This is a genomic window from Kocuria sp. CNJ-770 (assembly GCF_001942375.1).
Taxonomy (GTDB): domain Bacteria; phylum Actinomycetota; class Actinomycetes; order Actinomycetales; family Micrococcaceae; genus Kocuria; species Kocuria oceani.
This window is the reverse complement of sequence record NZ_MKJW01000135.1, coordinates 1-14,992: the sequence shown is the minus strand read 5'-3', so window position 1 is coordinate 14,992 and position 14,992 is coordinate 1. Positions and strand designations below refer to the sequence as shown.

General features: G+C 75.7%; 14 protein-coding genes and 3 pseudogenes. 15 read left to right on the top strand and 2 right to left on the bottom strand.

From position 1 onward, the window contains the following. On the bottom strand, window positions 1-2,013 hold a 2,013-nt coding region (locus BJF77_RS16555; protein ID WP_075872856.1), incomplete at its 3' end, for a YgcG family protein. A gap of 286 nt (window positions 2,014-2,299) precedes the next feature. Here BJF77_RS16555 and BJF77_RS16550 point away from each other — a divergent pair. After that, entirely contained in the window at window positions 2,300-3,736 is a 1,437-nt protein-coding gene (locus tag BJF77_RS16550) for a S1C family serine protease (RefSeq protein WP_075872855.1), read from the top strand. A gap of 22 nt (window positions 3,737-3,758) precedes the next feature. Here the strand turns inward: BJF77_RS16550 and BJF77_RS16545 are convergent, their stop codons facing one another. Further along, a complete protein-coding gene (locus BJF77_RS16545; RefSeq protein ID WP_047802255.1) occupies window positions 3,759-4,226 on the bottom strand; it encodes a tRNA (cytidine(34)-2'-O)-methyltransferase in 468 nt (155 codons plus the stop codon). 58 nt (window positions 4,227-4,284) lie between these two features. Here BJF77_RS16545 and BJF77_RS20885 point away from each other — a divergent pair. The 14 genes and pseudogenes from BJF77_RS20885 to BJF77_RS16495 form a co-directional block, all read left to right on the top strand. Next, window positions 4,285-5,489 (top strand): annotated as a pseudogene (locus BJF77_RS20885) (cysteine desulfurase family protein). Between the two features lie 127 nt (window positions 5,490-5,616). After that, window positions 5,617-6,813 carry a tRNA 2-thiouridine(34) synthase MnmA gene (gene mnmA / locus BJF77_RS20880; protein ID WP_075872858.1) on the top strand — a complete coding sequence of 399 codons (1,197 nt, stop codon included), beginning with the start codon at window positions 5,617-5,619 and terminating at the stop codon, window positions 6,811-6,813. Window positions 6,814-6,823: 10 nt separating this feature from the next. After that, window positions 6,824-7,225, top strand: a complete 402-nt coding sequence (locus BJF77_RS16530) for a chorismate mutase (RefSeq protein ID WP_047802252.1) — start codon at window positions 6,824-6,826, stop codon at window positions 7,223-7,225. Beyond that, on the top strand, window positions 7,222-7,809 hold the full coding sequence (locus BJF77_RS20255; RefSeq protein ID WP_139318623.1) for a hypothetical protein: 588 nt from the start codon (window positions 7,222-7,224) through the stop codon (window positions 7,807-7,809). Before BJF77_RS16530 ends, BJF77_RS20255 begins: the two co-directional genes overlap by 4 nt. A gap of 214 nt (window positions 7,810-8,023) precedes the next feature. Further along, window positions 8,024-8,272, top strand: a complete 249-nt coding sequence (locus BJF77_RS20250) for a hypothetical protein (RefSeq protein ID WP_139318622.1) — start codon at window positions 8,024-8,026, stop codon at window positions 8,270-8,272. A gap of 162 nt (window positions 8,273-8,434) precedes the next feature. Then, window positions 8,435-9,118, top strand: a complete 684-nt coding sequence (gene mtrA / locus BJF77_RS16520) for an MtrAB system response regulator MtrA (RefSeq protein WP_047802251.1) — start codon at window positions 8,435-8,437, stop codon at window positions 9,116-9,118. Then, window positions 9,115-10,488, top strand: a pseudogene (gene mtrB, locus BJF77_RS16515) (MtrAB system histidine kinase MtrB); the annotation flags it as partial. The gene mtrA and the pseudogene mtrB, both read left to right, overlap by 4 nt. 44 nt (window positions 10,489-10,532) lie before the next feature. Continuing rightward, the gene (locus tag BJF77_RS22870; protein WP_369821434.1) at window positions 10,533-10,859 is read left to right on the top strand and encodes an ATP-binding protein; all 327 of its coding nucleotides are present in this window, start codon (window positions 10,533-10,535) and stop codon (window positions 10,857-10,859) included. Beyond that, window positions 10,856-11,953: a GerMN domain-containing protein gene (locus BJF77_RS22145; protein ID WP_255396326.1), complete on the top strand. Its 1,098-nt coding sequence runs from the start codon at window positions 10,856-10,858 to the stop codon at window positions 11,951-11,953. The genes BJF77_RS22870 and BJF77_RS22145 overlap by 4 nt, the downstream gene beginning before the upstream one ends. A gap of 2 nt (window positions 11,954-11,955) precedes the next feature. Continuing rightward, on the top strand, window positions 11,956-12,549 hold the full coding sequence (locus BJF77_RS22140) for an LpqB family beta-propeller domain-containing protein (RefSeq protein ID WP_255396325.1): 594 nt from the start codon (window positions 11,956-11,958) through the stop codon (window positions 12,547-12,549). Window positions 12,550-12,693: 144 nt separating this feature from the next. Continuing rightward, entirely contained in the window at window positions 12,694-13,329 is a 636-nt protein-coding gene (locus BJF77_RS22135) for a hypothetical protein (RefSeq protein ID WP_255396324.1), read from the top strand. After that, complete coding sequence (locus BJF77_RS22865) at window positions 13,287-13,691, top strand: phosphoribosyltransferase family protein (RefSeq protein WP_369821433.1); 405 nt, start codon at window positions 13,287-13,289, stop codon at window positions 13,689-13,691. Before BJF77_RS22135 ends, BJF77_RS22865 begins: the two co-directional genes overlap by 43 nt. After that, window positions 13,579-14,265 (top strand): ribosome hibernation-promoting factor, HPF/YfiA family, encoded by a 687-nt coding sequence (hpf, locus tag BJF77_RS16500; protein WP_047802454.1) that lies wholly within the window; start codon window positions 13,579-13,581, stop codon window positions 14,263-14,265. Before BJF77_RS22865 ends, hpf begins: the two co-directional genes overlap by 113 nt. A 191-nt stretch (window positions 14,266-14,456) precedes the next feature. Next, window positions 14,457-14,992 (top strand): annotated as a pseudogene (locus BJF77_RS16495) (preprotein translocase subunit SecA); the annotation flags it as partial.

The window sequence follows — 14,992 nt, the reverse complement described above, 5'->3', positions numbered from 1 at the left end:
AGGCCGCCGCGACGCTGCCGCCGACCCGCCGCCACACCGTCGCCGCCGCTCGAAGCCGCCCCCGCCGAAGCCGCCGCCGCCGTTGAGGATGGAGCCGAGCAGGATCCCGCCGAGCATCGCCCCGCCGAGCCCGCTGTTGGACCGGCCCCGGTAGCCGCCCATGCCCATCGACCCGCCGAAGCCGCCGTAGGAGAAGGACTCCACGTCGCGCTGCGCGGCGTACTGGGCCTCGCCGGCGAGCCGGATCGCCTGGTTGGCGTAGCCCACAGCCTCGGAGGGCTGCGACTGCCGTGCCTGCTGGGCGGCCTCCAGGCAGCGCTCGGCCTCGGCGAGGCGGGTGCGGGCCTCCGGTCCCACCCCGCCGCGGCGGGCCCAGATGTACTCGCTGGCCGAGCTGACCTGGGCCTGCGCGGAGACGAGGGTGTGGGCCAGGGTCTCCCGCGCGGAGCGGTCGCGGTCGTTCTGCGAGCGCACGGAGGCGAGCCCCTTGTCGAGCTCGTCCTTGGCCACGGCCAGCCGGCGGCTGAGCCCGAGCGGGTCGATCCGCCCGGCGCGCATCTGCTCCTCGACGGTGCCCAGCACGGCGGCGACCCCGGCCACGGCCCCGGCCAGCTCCGGGTTGGACCCGCGCCGGACGAGGGCGTCCGCCTCGGCGACGTCCCGCTGGGCGATCGTCACGGCGTCCCGGAGGGACTCCTCGGCGGCGGCGAGCTCTGTGGCGGCGTGGTCCACGGCGTCGAGCAGGCCCCGGGCCTGGCCCACGCCCTCCTCGGCCGCGCGGATGTCCACCACGGCGTCGCTCGTGCGGCCGGCCGCGAGCTCCTCGCGGGCCTCGTCCACGGCGGCGCCCACGAAGTCGAGGCGGTCGCGGGCCTGGTCGATGTTGTCGCGGACCGGGGCGAGCGCGGTGTCGTTGTAGCGGCCGGCGAGCTCGCGCAGCCGGGCGTCGGCGGTGCCGAAGCGGGGCCGCACGGCCTCGGCCTCGCGCTGGACGTCCGCCAGCGCGTCCGGGGCCCGGGTCTCCAGCTGCCGCAGGGAGCTGAAGGCCTTCTGGTGCTCCTGGAGGGGGCGCTGGGCGTCCTGCGACCGGGCGATGATCTCGGCGAGCCAGGCCCGCTGCTGCTCCTCGGTGTCCGGGATGTGGTCCTCGAGCTGCTGCTGCAGGGCGAAGGAGGCCTGCATGTGCTTCTTGGCGTCCTGGACGGCACGGCGGAAGGGCTCCACCTGCTCGTCCCCGTACTGCAGCTGGGCGAAGGCCAGCTCCTGCTCGGAGTGCTGGATCGCGTTGTCGGTGGCCACCAGCAGCGTCCCGGCGCGCTTGCGCAGCTCGGGCACCGGCACGTCCGGATAGGGGCCGGCCGGGTGCTCCTGCGCGGCCGGCCGGCCGTCCTGCGGGTGCCCGCGCTGCCGGCGCTTCTTGTTCCGGGAAGCGATGCCGTAGACGGCCAGCCCGCCCAGGCCCAGGGCGCCGAGGCCCAGGATGCCCGCGCCCGCACCGGCGCCGGAGGCACCCTCCTCGCCGCCGCCGGTGCCGTTGAGCTCGGCGTCGATGCCCTCGACCGCTCCGCGGACCGCGCCGTCCCAGTCCCCGGAGGACAGGGCGGGGGAGATGTGCTCGCGGTAGATGCGCTCCTGCTGCGCCTGGTCCAAGGGGCCGGCCGAGGAGGCCGCGAAGCGAGCCTGGCGGTCCTCGGTGGCCACGACCAGCACCGCGTCGGAGCTGCCGAAGCCGTTGAGCGCGGCGAACTCCTCCAGCCACGCGTCGGGCGCGGTCGGACTGGTGAACGTGTCCACGAACACCGTCGTGAGGTTGACGCCCTCCTCCGTGGCGAGGTCGCGCACGTCCGCCTCCAGTGCCGCGGGGTCCTGCAGCACCCCGGAGTCGTCGACGATGCGCTCGCCCGGGGGCACGTCCACGGGCGGCTCGGCGACGGCCGCTCCCACGGGCACGAGCAGGGCGAGCGCCAGGCCGCAGCCGGCGGCGGCGCGGCGGGACACGGGGCACCAGTGCATGATCTCCCTCACGTGGTCGGTGGTCTCGATTCTAGGGCGGGGCCGCGGCGCCGTCCCGGACGGCGGGTTTCCTACGCGCAGGGCGAAACCGGAAGGGGGCTGTCGGCCGCACCGCGGACGTCCGGGTCGCGCCCAGAGCTCGTCCGAGCCACTCCCGGGCAACTCCCGGCCGGCGGTGAGGGCTCTCAGCGTCGTTTCAGTGCCGACCGGGATACTGGGGAGCAGATCCGCCCGTACCGCCCTTCCCGGCGGGCCGGGCCCGGCCGTTCCCAGGAGGAGAGCCCCCATGTCCGAGCCCCGCGACCCGCGCTTCGACGCCGAGACCCAGCACACGCAGCCGATCCCGCCGGTCGGCGACCGCCCGTCCCAGGCTCCCTGGCCGCCCGCCGGCGCACCCGCACCGGGTGCCCGGCCCGTCTACGGGGCCGCGCAGCCCGGACCCGGACAGCCCGCCGCGCAGCCCGGGTGGGGGAGCGGCGGCGGGGACGGGTCCGAGGGGGCCCGTCCCGGCCGGCGCCGGGGCTTCTCGGCGGGCGCGCTCGTCACCGGGATGGCGCTCGCCGCGCTCGTGGGAGCGGGGGCGGCCGTGGGGACCGACGCCCTGCTGGACGGAGGCGGCGCCGCTCCGGTGACGAGCGGCTCGACGTCGGAGTCGATCATCGTCAACGACCAGGACGAGGTGAACGCGGTCACCGCGGCGGCGCTCAAGGCCTCCCCGTCGGTGGTGACGATCTCCGCCTCCGGCGGCGGTCAGTCCGGCTCCGGCTCCGGCGTGATCCTCGACGACGAGGGCCACATCCTGACCAACACGCACGTGGTCACGCTCGACGGCACGGCCAGCGACCCCGGCATCGAGGTCCAGCTCGAGGACGGCAGCGTCCACCCGGCCACCGTGGTCGGCACGGACCCGCTCTCCGACCTCGCGGTGCTCAAGGTCGACGTCCCGGGCCTGACGCCGGCGACCCTCGGCTCCCTGGACGACGTCAACGTGGGCGACACGGCGATCGCGATCGGGGCCCCCCTCGGGCTCGCGGGAACGGTGACCGACGGCATCGTCTCCACCCTGAACCGCACCATCGCCGTGGCCTCCTCCGCCGCGCCGTCCACGCCCTCCGAGGGCGGCTCCGAGCAGGGCGACGGCAACAACTTCTTCTTCGACCTCCCCGACGAGGAGGGCCGGGGCGGGGGCTCGCAGCGCGCCGCGGCGTCGGTCTACCTCAACGTGATGCAGACCGACGCCGCGATCAACCCGGGCAACTCGGGCGGTCCGCTGATCAACACCGACGGCGAGGTGATCGGGATCAACGTGGCGATCGCCTCGGCCGGGGCCGGCACGGAGGCCGGCAACATCGGCGTCGGCTTCTCGATCCCGGTCGACACCGCCCGGCGCGTGGCCGAGGAGATCATCGCGGACGGCACCGCCAGCCACGGCTACCTCGGCACGAGCGTCAGCGCCGCGCCCGCCGCCGACGGGCAGAGCCGGGCGTTCTCCGACGGCGCCGTGGTGCGCGAGGTCGTCCCCGGCTCGCCGGCCGACGAGGCCGGGCTGGAGGTCGACGACGTCGTCACCGAGTTCAACGGGCACCGGATCGAGGACGCGAACTCCCTCACCGCCGCCGTGCGGGAGCTGCCGGCGGGCGGGACCGGCAGCATGACGTTCCTGCGCGACGGCGAGGAGCGCACCGTCGAGGTGACCGTCGGGGACGCCGCGGAGCAGTCCTGATCCGGTGCGCGCGCCGGCCGGGCTACCGGCCGGCGCCGGCGAAGCCCAGCTGCCGCCAGGCCTCGTAGACGGCGATGGACGCCGAGTTCGCGAGGTTGAGCGAGCGGCGGGCGGGCAGCATCGGGATCCGGACCCGCGCGGTGACGTGCGGGTCCGCCTTGACCTCCGGGGGCAGCCCCACGGACTCGCGGCCGAACAGCAGCACGTCGCCGGGGCGGTAGGCGACGTCGGTGTGCGCCAGCTCCCCGTCCGTGGTGAAGGCGAAGACCCGCTCCGGGGCCAGCGCCGCCCAGGCCGTCTCCAGGTCCGGGTGCACGGTCAGCACGGCGAGGTCGTGGTAGTCGAGGCCGGCCCGGCGCAGGTGCGCGGAGCCGAAGTCGAAGCCCAGGGGCTCCACGAGGTGCAGCTCGGCCCCGGTGACGGCGGCCAGACGGATCGCGTTGCCGGTGTTGCCCGGGATCTCGGGGGTGTGGAAGAGGATGCGGAGCATGCCCGCCAGTCTACGGACGCCGGGCCGGCGCCCGGTCCGGCGGCCTAGACTGGAGGGCGTGCCGCACCGTCCCGTCTACCTCGACCACGCCGCCACCGCGCCCCTCCGGCCCTCCGCGCTCGCCGCGGTCACCGAGCAGCTGGCCCGCGGCGGCAACCCCTCCTCGCTGCACCGGGCCGGGCGGTCGGCGCGCACGGTGGTCGAGCAGGCCCGCGACGACGTCGCCGCGGCCCTCGGCGCGGACCCCGTCGAGGTGATCTTCACCTCCGGGGGCACCGAGGCCGACAACCTGGCCGTGCAGGGCCTGTACCGGCACCGCCGGGAGGCCGACCCGCGCCGCCGCCGCATCCTCGTCTCCTCGGTGGAGCACGCCGCGGTCGCCGAGACCGTGGAGTGGCTGGCCGCCCACGAGGGTGCCGAGCCCGTGCACCTGCCCGTCGACGCCGCGGGCCGGGTGGACCCGGAGACGGTCCGGGCGGAGCTGGCCCGGGACCCCGGCTCCGTGGCGCTGCTGAGCGTGATGTGGGCCAACAACGAGGTCGGCACCGTCCAGCCCGTGGCGGAGCTGGCCGCGCTCGCCGAGGAGTTCGGCGTCCCCTTCCACTGCGACGCCGTCCAGGCCTTCGGCTCCCTGCCCGTCGACGCGCACCTGCCCGGGCTGACCACGCTGGCCGTCTCGGCGCACAAGGTGGGCGGGCCGGTGGGCGCGGGAGCCCTCGTGGCCGGGCGCGCCGTCGGGCTCGCCCCCGTCCAGCACGGCGGCGGGCAGGAGCGCCGGATCCGCTCCGGCACCCTCGACGCCGCCGCGCTCGCCGGCTTCGGGGCCGCGGCCCGGGAGGCCGTGGCCGAGCGGGCGGACGAGGCCGAGCGGCTCGCGGCCCTGCGCGACCGCCTGGTGGAGGGCGTGCGGCGGGCCGTGCCGGAGGCCGTGCTGCGCGGACCGGAGGACCCGGAGCACACGGGCGCCCGGCTGCCCGGCAACGCCCACTTCACCTTCCCGGGGTGCGAGGGGGACTCGCTGCTGTTCCTGCTCGACGGCGCCGGGATCGCCTCCTCCACCGGCTCGGCCTGCCACGCCGGGGTGCCCCGGGCGCCTCGGTGCTGCTGGCCATGGGCCTCGACGAGGCCGCGGCCCGCGGGGCCCAGCGATTCAGCCTGGGGCGCACGAGCACCGAGGCCGACGTCGACGCCCTGCTCGACGCGCTGCCCGAGGTCCACGCCCGGGCCCGGCGCGCCGGGCTCTCCGGGGCGCCCCCGGCCTGAGCCCGCGCCCCGGGCCGGGAATAGGCCCCGGCACCGGGTCGTTCGAGCCCACGACCCCCGATCACGACCCCCGATCACGACCCCCGATCCCGACCCACCTGCCCCCGCGCAGGGGAAGGACCCGACCGTGCGAGTACTGGCAGCCATGAGCGGCGGCGTCGACTCGGCCGTGGCGGCCGCCCGGGCCGTCGACGCCGGCCACGACGTCACGGGCGTGCACCTGGCCCTCTCCCGCACCCCCGGCACCCTGCGCACCGGCTCCCGCGGCTGCTGCACGATCGAGGACTCCCGGGACGCGTGGCGCGCCGCCGACGTGCTGGGCATCCCCTACTACGTGTGGGACTTCTCCGAGCGCTTCCAGGCCGACGTGGTCGACGACTTCGTCGCCGAGTACGCCGCGGGGCGCACGCCCAACCCGTGCCTGCGCTGCAACGAGAAGATCAAGTTCGCGGCCCTGCTGGAGAAGGCCCTCGCCCTGGGCTTCGACGCCGTGTGCACCGGCCACTACGCCAAGGTCGTCCAGGACGCCGACGGCCGGCGGGAGCTGCACCGGGCCGCGGACTGGGCCAAGGACCAGTCCTATGTGCTGGGGGTGCTCACCGCCGAGCAGCTCGAGCACGTGCTGCTCCCGCTGGCCGACACCCCGTCCAAGGCCGAGGTGCGGGCCGAGGCGGCCCGGCGGGGCCTGTCCGTGGCGCAGAAGCCCGACTCCCACGACATCTGCTTCATCCCCGACGGCGACACCCGCGGCTGGCTCGCCGAGCGCATCGAGATGCGCGAGGGCGAGATCCGCGACGTCGAGGGCACCGTCGTCGGCACCCACCCCGGGGCCAACGCCTTCACCGTGGGCCAGCGCAGGGGCCTGCGGATCGGCACCCCCGCCCCCGACGGGAAGCCGCGCTTCGTGCTGGAGATCCGGCCCAAGACCAACGAGGTCGTCGTGGGCCCGGAGTCGATGCTCGCCGTGGACGAGCTGCGCGGGATCCGCCCCTCCTGGGCCGGGGCGCCCGTGCCCGAGGCGGCGCCGGTGCTGCGGCCCGGGGCAGCGGCGGGGGAGGCAACGTCGTCGTTCCCCGTCCGGGCGCAGGTCCGTGCGCACGGGGACCCGGTGGCCGCCCGGGCGCACCTGGAGCTCGTCGAGGGTGCCGGCGGCGCCCCGGTGCCCGAGCTGGTGGTCCGGCTCGAGGAGCCGCTGCGCGGGGTCGCCCCCGGGCAGTCCGTCGTGCTCTACCAGGGCACCCGCGTGCTCGGGCAGGCCACCGTGGACCGGGCGCACTCGCTGGCCCGCCCCGACGTCGCGAGCGGGCCCGGCGCCGGCCGATAGACTGGCGGGCATGAGCGCTCCGCACCCCCACGCCTCCGCCGACGTCCGTGCCCACCACGACTTCGACCCCGCGGCGTCCTCGCTGCGGGGCGAGGCGGACCCCCGGGTGCTCGCCGAGCTGCAGTCCATCCGCGGCACCATCGACAACATCGACGCGGCCCTCGTGCACCTGCTCGCCGAGCGGTTCAAGGCCACCCAGCGCGTCGGGGTGCTCAAGGCCACCCACGGACTGCCGGCCGGGGACCCGGACCGCGAGACGGCCCAGATCGGCCGGCTGCGCGCCCTCGCCGCCTCCGCCCAGCTGGACCCGGAGTTCGCGGAGAAGTTCCTGAACTTCATCATCAGCGAGGTCATCCGCCACCACGTGGCCATCTCCGAGGACCACCGGCGGCAGGACCCGGACGAGTCGTGAACCGCGCACCCGACCCCCGGCGCACCGACCCGGACGTCCCGCACGTCGTGGGCACGGCCCTGGGCGCGATGCCCGGCACCGACGTGGTGGAGACCGTCACGCTGCTGCGCGGCGAGCTCGGCGCCCCGCACCTCTCCTTCCTGCCGTCCCTGCCCGCCCGCGGACCGGCCGCGGACCCGGTGGCCCGCACCGCGGCGGTGCTCGACGAGCTCCACGCGGACCGCCAGCCGCACGGGCTGCGCGTCTCCGGGGTCCCCGGCAAGGACTCCCGGGCCGCCCGGGCCCTGCTGGCCGGCGACGTCAACGTCCTCGCCGACGTGATCGGCGCCGAGAGCGGCGGTGACGACGCCCCGGTCAAGACCCAGCTGCTCGGCCCGCTCACCCTCGCCGCCCGGCTGCACCTGCACGCCGGGGAGCGCGCCCTCAAGGACCACGGCGCCCGCCGCGACCTGCGCGACTCCCTGGCTCCGGGGTCGCCGCGCACGTGTGCGCCGTGCGGGCCGCGGCGCCCGGCCGCGAGGTCGTCGTCCAGCTGGACGAGCCGGACCTCGCGCAGGTGCTCGCGGGCACCCTGCCCACGATGAGCGGCTACCGCACCCTGCGGGCCGTGCCCGCGGCGGAGGCCCGGACCTCGCTGGCCGCCGTGGTCGAGGCCTGCCGCCAGGCCGGGGCCGCCGCCGTCGCGCTGCGGCTGCCCCCCGGGGTCGACCCCCGGCTGGCCCCGGAGGCCGGCGCCGACGCCGTCCAGCTGACCGTCCCGGAGGCGCCGCCCGCGCCTGGGAACCGCTCGCCGCGCTCGTGGAGGACGGCACCGAGCTGTGGCTCGGCCTCGTCCCCGTGCCCCCCGCCGGTGCCGGCGCCGACGCGCTCGCCGCGGCCGTGTGGGGCATCTGGCGCGACCTGGGGCTGCCCGCGGCGGCCCTGGACCGCGTGCGCATCACGCCCCGGGAGGACCTCCTCGCCCTGGGCCCCGACGGGGTGCGCGAGGTCCTCTCCCGCGTCACCGGGACCGCCTCGGCCCTCGCCCGCACCGCGGCCGAGGCCTGAGGGGGCACCCGTGGGAGCCGACACACTGCGCGCCGAGGTGCGCGCCCCGGCCGGGATCGGGGACAATGCAGGTGGACCCCGGTCCAGCACGGTGCCCCGGACCTCCCGGGGCCACGGCAGGAGCCGCCTCCGGCGGGCCCGCCCGATCCCAGCGGAGAGGCGATGAACGCGCGAATACTGGTCGTCGACGACGACGCTGCCCTGTCGGAGATGATCGGGATCGTCCTGACCGCGGAGGGCTTCGAGCCCGTCTTCTGCTACGACGGCGGCACGGCCGTGGACACGTTCCGCGCCGTGCGCCCGGACCTGCTGCTGCTCGACCTCATGCTCCCGGGCAAGGACGGCATCCAGGTCTGCCGCGAGATCCGCACGATCTCCGACGTCCCGGTCGTGATGCTCACCGCGAAGTCGGACACCGTCGACGTCGTCCGCGGGCTGGAGGCCGGCGCCGACGACTACGTGCCCAAGCCCTTCAAGCCGGCCGAGCTCGTGGCCCGGGTCAAAGCCCGCCTGCGCCCGGTCGAGCGCGCCCACTCCTCCGAGCTGCGGATCGGTGACCTGACCATCGACGTCAGCGGGCACAGCGTGCACCGCGGCGACCACGAGATCAACCTCACCCCGCTCGAGTTCGACCTGCTCACCGCCCTGGCCCGGGCCCCGCACCAGGTCTTCTCCCGCGAGATGCTGCTGCGCGACGTGTGGGGCTACCAGCACGCCGCCGACACCCGGCTGGTCAACGTCCACGTGCAGCGGCTGCGCTCCAAGATCGAGCGGGACCCGGAGAACCCCGAGATCGTGGTCACCGTGCGCGGCGTCGGCTACAAGGCGGGCTCGTCCGCCCGATGACCCCGCAGGACGCCGTCGCCTCCCCCCGGCGCCGCGGGCCGGCCCGCGCCACGGGCCGCCGCCTGCAGCTGTTCCGGCTCCTCCTGGCGCGCCGCTGGCGGCAGTCCCTGCAGTTCCGCGCCATCGCCGTGTCCCTGTCCCTGACGGCACTGGCGTTCTTCGTCACCGGCAGCTTCCTCTCGCACCAGATCGCCGACCGGCTCTTCAACGAGCGCCTCGACCAGGTGCTCGCCTCGGCCACCGCGGACTTCGAGCAGGTGCAGGCCAGCTTCGACGCCTCCGACGCCTCGGACCGCGACGAGCTGCAGGCGCTCGTCGCCTCCACCCTGGGCGCCCTCTCGGTCGACGGCGCCGAGACGGAGCGCTGGATCCTGCTGCCGATGGACTACACGAGCGGGCAGACCCTCATCCCGGCGCAGAGCCAGAGCCCGTGGATGACGTCGAGCACCGTCCCGCAGGAGCTGCAGAAGCGCCTCGCGGAGCAGGACGGGGTGTTCTGGCAGCCCGCGTCGGTGCCCATGACGGAGAACGGGGACGAGGTCCCCGTCGTCGTCGTGGGCACGGTGGTGGAGCTCTACCAGAACTCCCGCTACGGGCTCTACCTCGTCTACGACTTCTCCGAGCCCCAGCGGACCCTGGACGCGATGCACGCGGTGCTGCTGCTGTCGGTCGTGGTACTGCTCCTGCTCGTGGGCGCGATCGTCTGGTACGTGACCCGGGAGGTCGTCCGCCCCGTCTCCAGCACGGCCCGGGTGGCCGAGCAGCTCGCCGAGGGCGACCTCGGGGTGCGCCTGCCGGTCAGCGGCTCGCACGAGGTCGCCCGGCTGGCGCGCTCCTTCAACCGGATGGCCGACAGCCTGCAGGAGCAGATCACCCAGCTGGAGCAGCTCTCCTCGATGCAGCAGACCTTCGTCTCCGACGTCTCCCACGAGCTGCGCACCCCGCTGACCACGGTCCGGATGGCCGCGGAGGTGCTGTTCAACGCCCGCGAGGACTTCGACCCCGTCAACCGGCGGTCCGCCGAGCTGCTCTACCACCAGGTGGACCGCTTCGACTCCCTCCTGGCCGATCTGCTCGAGATCTCCCGTTTCGACGCCGGCGCCGCCCGGCTCGAGGTGACCAGCGTGGAGCTGTTCTCCGTGGTGCACGACGTCGTGGAGGGCGCCGCCCCGCTCGCCGTCTCCTCGGGGTCGGCCGTGCGGGTGCGCTCCGAGCTGTCCCGCTGCACGGTCCAGGGCGACCAGCGGCGGATCGAGCGGATCCTGCGCAACCTCGTCGTGAACGCCCTGGAGCACGGGGAGGGCCGGCCCATCGACATCGTCGTGGGCGCCTCCGACGTCGCGGCGGCCGTGGCCGTGCGGGACCACGGCATCGGCATGGACGAGGCGGAGGCGGAGAAGGTGTTCAACCGCTTCTGGCGCGCGACCCCGCCCGGGCCCGCACCACGGGCGGGACCGGTCTGGGCCTGGCCATCGCGACCGAGGACACCCGGCTGCACGGGGGGCGCCTCGACGTCTGGGGCGCCCCGGGGGAGGGCGCCTGCTTCCGGCTCACCCTGCCCCGCACCCGCGCGCGCCGGCTCGGACCGGAGGACACCAGCCCCGTCGGCCTGCCCCCGGATCCCGCCGCCTACCCGGAGACGGCGGAGGTGACGGCCACCGGCACCCTGGTCCTGACGTCCGTGCGGCCACCGGAGGAGACACCTCCGGCGGCGCCGGCCGACGAGGAGGACCGACCATGAGCAGCACCCACCGCCGCCGGGCCACGACGGCCGCCGCCCTGTGCCTGGCGGTGGCCCTCGGCGGCTGCGGCGCCATTCCGCGCTCCGGGCCGGTCCACCGCCACGCCGAGCCCACCCGCACCACGGCCGAGCCCACCTACGACGTCGCACCGGCGGGCCCCCAGGACGGCGCGGCGCCCGAACAGGTGATCCGCGGCTTCCTCGCGGCCGGCACGGGCGTGGGCGACGACTACTCCGTGGCCCGGGAGTACCTGACCCCGGAGCTCGCGGCGACCTGGCACCCCGACGCGCGCACCATCGTGCACCGCGGCGAACCGTCGCTCGTGCCCCGGCTGGAGGAGAACGAGTACCGGATGAGCCTCGAGGTCGCCGCCGTCGTGGACGGCACGGGCGTGATCGAGCGCAAGCCCGCCGGGGCCGCCGAGGTGCTCGACTTCGACGTGGTCCAGGTGGACGGGCAGTGGCGGATCTCGGACGCCCCCGACGCCACCGTGCTCACCGCCACGGACTTCGAGGAGATCTTCGAGCCCCACCAGCTCTACTTCGCCGACACGGACGAGAGCAACTTCGTCGCGGACCCGCGCTGGTTCCCCGACCGCACGCCCGTGTCCACCTCGATCGTGCGCGGCCTGCTCGGCGGCCCCGCCCCCTACCTGCGCGGCGCGGTGAGCACCGCCTTCCCCGCCGGCACCACGCTGGCGGGCTCGGCGGTGCCGGTGCGCAACGGCACCGCGACCGTGGAGCTCAGCGTGCCCGACTTCGACCCGGCGAACATCGAGACCAACCGCCGGATGCACGACCAGCTCGCGCTGAGCCTGCGCTCGCTCACCTCCGTGAACGACGTCGAGCTGCTCGTGGACGGCGCGCCCGTGGAGCTCGGTGCGGGTTGGACCGACGCGGCCCCGGTCGAGGACGTCACGGTGCCGTCCCGGCAGATCGGCCTGCGCGACGGCGGGCTCGTGTTCTACCAGGGCGGCCAGACCGACGTCGTCAACGGCCTCGCGTCCCTGGACGGCCACCGGCCCTCCAGCCCGGCGATGGACACCGCCGCCGAGCACTTCGCGTTCGTGGACGCCGGCACCGGCGCCTGGTGACCATGGACCGTGCGTCGGAGCCCGTGGAGCGCTTCAGCGGCACGGGCCTGACCCGCCCGAGCTTCGACGAGCACGGGTGGGTGTGGGCCGCGGACTCGGCCGGGACGGTGCGGGCCGTGCGCCCCGGGGCCCGGGACGCGGAACCGGTGCGCGTGGAGGCCCCGTGGCTGGCCGCGCGGACGGTGACGTCCCTGCGGATCTCCCGCGGCGGCACGCGGGCGCTGGTGGTCACCCAGGACGACGGGGTCGCGCAGGTGTGGCTCTCGGGCGTGGTGCGCGGATCCGGGGGCGCTCCGCAGCGGCTCAACGAGCCGTACCGGGTAGCCGCGGACGTGGACGCGGACGTGGCGCTGTGGCTCAGCGACCGGGAGTTCGTGACCGCCCCGCTCGGCGGGACCGGGTCCGTGCGGCCCCGGGTCTACGACGTGTCGGGACGCCACCGGGAGCTGCCCGGCCTGGAGGGGCTCACGGGGCTCAGCGGCGGCAACGGCGCCTCCTCCGTCTACGCCGTGGCCGGCGGGACGCTGCACATGCTCACCGGCAACGCCTGGGCCCCGCAGAGCGAGGACGTGCGGGACACCGCCTTCGCCGGCTGACGCCCCCGCCGCCGTCCGCCGGCGGGACGTCCGCCACGGGTGCCCGCCGGCGCGTCGTCGGGCGCCGCGCGGTCCACAGGCGCGGCCGTGCGGACCCGGGTCCGCCCCGCGCGCCGGGCGGGTCCTCCGGGCCACCATGGGCCCATGCCCGTCGAACCGCACCGCGCCCGCGCCCTGGACCGTGCGGCCGTCCGCGTCCTGGACCGGCTGGCCGAGGCCGCCGAGGTCCTCGTGCCGGTGGAGTGCGCGGTGTGCCGGGCGCCGGGCAGCGGCCTGTGCCGGGGCTGCCGGATGCTGCTGCGCCGCTCGTGCGCCCGGCCGTTCGAGGCCTCCTCGGCCGCGCCCCTGCTCGGGCCGTGCCTGCCGGTCACCGCCGCAGGCCGCTACGCCCACGAGCTGGCGACCTGCCTGCTGGCGTTCAAGAACGGCGGCCGCACCGACCTCGCCCCCGTCCTGGCGGCCGCTCTGGCCACCGCCTGCGTGCGGCCGCGCCGTCGTGGCCGCCGGGGCCGGTGCTCCTGGTCCCGGTGCCCACGGCGCCGTCCGCCCTGCGGCGGCGCTGGTTCGACCCCGTGCTCGTCCTGCTGGAGGACTGCGCACGCCGCGGGGTGCTCCCGGCGGGGACCGCGGTCGCCGGGCACCTGCGGCACCGCCGCGGCGTGCTCCCCGGGCCGGCGCAGAAGCGGCTCGGCCGCGCGGGCCGGCGCACTCGGCAGGCGGGGTCGCTGCGGGCGGCCGTGCCCGCCGGGGCCCGCTGCGTCGTCGTCGACGACGTGCTGACCACGGGCGCGACCCTCGCCGAGGCGGCCCGGGCGCTGCGGGCCGGCGGCGCGGACGTGGTGGGCGCCGTGGTCCTCGCGGCCGTGCGCCCGCCGGTGGTTCCGCTCACCGCTGATTCCCGCCCGGCGCCTCGGGGGGGGCTGGTGAATATCGACTGTGATTCCACTAACGTTGAGTCACGGGACGCAACAATCCTCCCGGGTGGGCGGCCCCATCCGCCCACGTCACCCCCGACAACTGGAGGGCATCATGGAACTGAACGTCATGGGGCGCAACGTCGCCGTACCGGAGCGGTTCAAGGAGTACGCCGCCGAGAAGGTCGTCAAGTTCGAGGAGCTGGGCGAGAAGGTCCAGCGCATTGATGTCAAGGTCACCAAGGACCACGCGATGCCGGGCCACCAGGGCATGGGCGTGGAGATCACGGTGTCCGGGCGCGGCCCCGTCCTGCGGGCCGAGGCGCGCGGCGACGACAAGTTCGCGGCCTTCGACGAGGCCTACAGCAAGCTGCTCGAGCGGCTGCGCCGCGCGCGCGACCGCCGCAAGGTGCACCGCGGCGCCCACCGCCCCACCGCCGTTCACGAGGCCACCGGCGCCCTGCCCGTGGTCCCGAGTTCCGGACCCATCTACACCACCCCCGAAGAGCTCGCGACCGCCGAGCAGGAGGCGTTCGACCAGAGCGTGAGCCTCTCCGACGCGGTCACGCCCGTCGAGATCAGGCGCAAGCGGTTCCCCGCCGCCGAGCTGAGCGTCGACGAGGCCGTCGACCACATGGAACTGGTCGGCCACGACTTCTACCTCTTCCTCGACAAGGAGACGGGGGAGCCCTCCGCCGTCTACCGCCGCAAGGGCTGGAGCTACGGCGTGATCAGCCTCAGCGAGAACGGCGAGGAGCCCCAGGAGAGCGTCCGGGCGTACCAGACCGAGGGCGCCCGCTGAGCACGCACCGCTGAGCGCGGGACCCCGCCGGCCGGGAGCCGGCCGGGTCCCGCCCCGGAGGAGCCCGGTGGTCGGCGCCACCGGGCTCCTCCGTGCCCGCCGGAACGGGCCTGCTCCCGTAGACTGGAGCAGGTGCCGTAATCCCCCCCACCAGCCCAACACGGCAGTCGAACACCGAGGAGCGTGTGCACGTGGCGTCATTCCTGGAGAAAGTCCTCAGGACCGGAGACAAGAAGGTCCTGACGAGGCTGCGGTCCTACACGGCCGCCATCAACAGCCTCGAGGACAGCTTCCGGGAGCTCAGCGACGCGGAGCTGCGCGCCGAGACGGACGCGTTCCGCGCCCGGGTGGCCGACGGCGAGTCGCTGGACCGGCTGCTGCCCGAGGCCTTCGCCGTGGTCCGGGAGGCGGCCTCGCGCACCCTGGGCCAGCGCCACTACGACGTCCAGCTCATGGGCGGCGCCGCCCTGCACCTCGGCAACATCGCAGAGATGAAGACCGGTGAGGGCAAGACCCTCGTCGCCACGGCCCCGGCCTACCTCAACGCCCTCACCGGCAAGGGCGTGCACGTCGTCACCGTGAACGACTACCTGGCCGAGTACCAGGCGAACCTGATGGGCCGCGTCTACCGGTTCCTCGGCATGGAGACCGGGTGGTGCTGGCCAACCAGGACCCCGCGACCCGCCGGCAGCAGTACGTCGCGGACATCACCTACGGCACCAACAAC

What these genes read in the sequence shown, in the direction of transcription:
- BJF77_RS16550 (WP_075872855.1), top strand. Translation starts at nt 2,300, where the DNA reads ATGTCCGAGCCCCGCGACCCGCGCTTCGACGCCGAGACCCAGCACACG.
- BJF77_RS16545 (WP_047802255.1), bottom strand. Translation starts at nt 4,226, where the DNA reads ATGCTCCGCATCCTCTTCCACACCCCCGAGATCCCGGGCAACACCGGC.
- BJF77_RS16530 (WP_047802252.1), top strand. Translation starts at nt 6,824, where the DNA reads ATGAGCGCTCCGCACCCCCACGCCTCCGCCGACGTCCGTGCCCACCAC.
- mtrA (WP_047802251.1), top strand. Translation starts at nt 8,435, where the DNA reads ATGAACGCGCGAATACTGGTCGTCGACGACGACGCTGCCCTGTCGGAG.
- BJF77_RS22145 (WP_255396326.1), top strand. Translation starts at nt 10,856, where the DNA reads ATGAGCAGCACCCACCGCCGCCGGGCCACGACGGCCGCCGCCCTGTGC.
- BJF77_RS22140 (WP_255396325.1), top strand. Translation starts at nt 11,956, where the DNA reads ATGGACCGTGCGTCGGAGCCCGTGGAGCGCTTCAGCGGCACGGGCCTG.
- BJF77_RS22135 (WP_255396324.1), top strand. Translation starts at nt 12,694, where the DNA reads ATGCCCGTCGAACCGCACCGCGCCCGCGCCCTGGACCGTGCGGCCGTC.
- hpf (WP_047802454.1), top strand. Translation starts at nt 13,579, where the DNA reads ATGGAACTGAACGTCATGGGGCGCAACGTCGCCGTACCGGAGCGGTTC.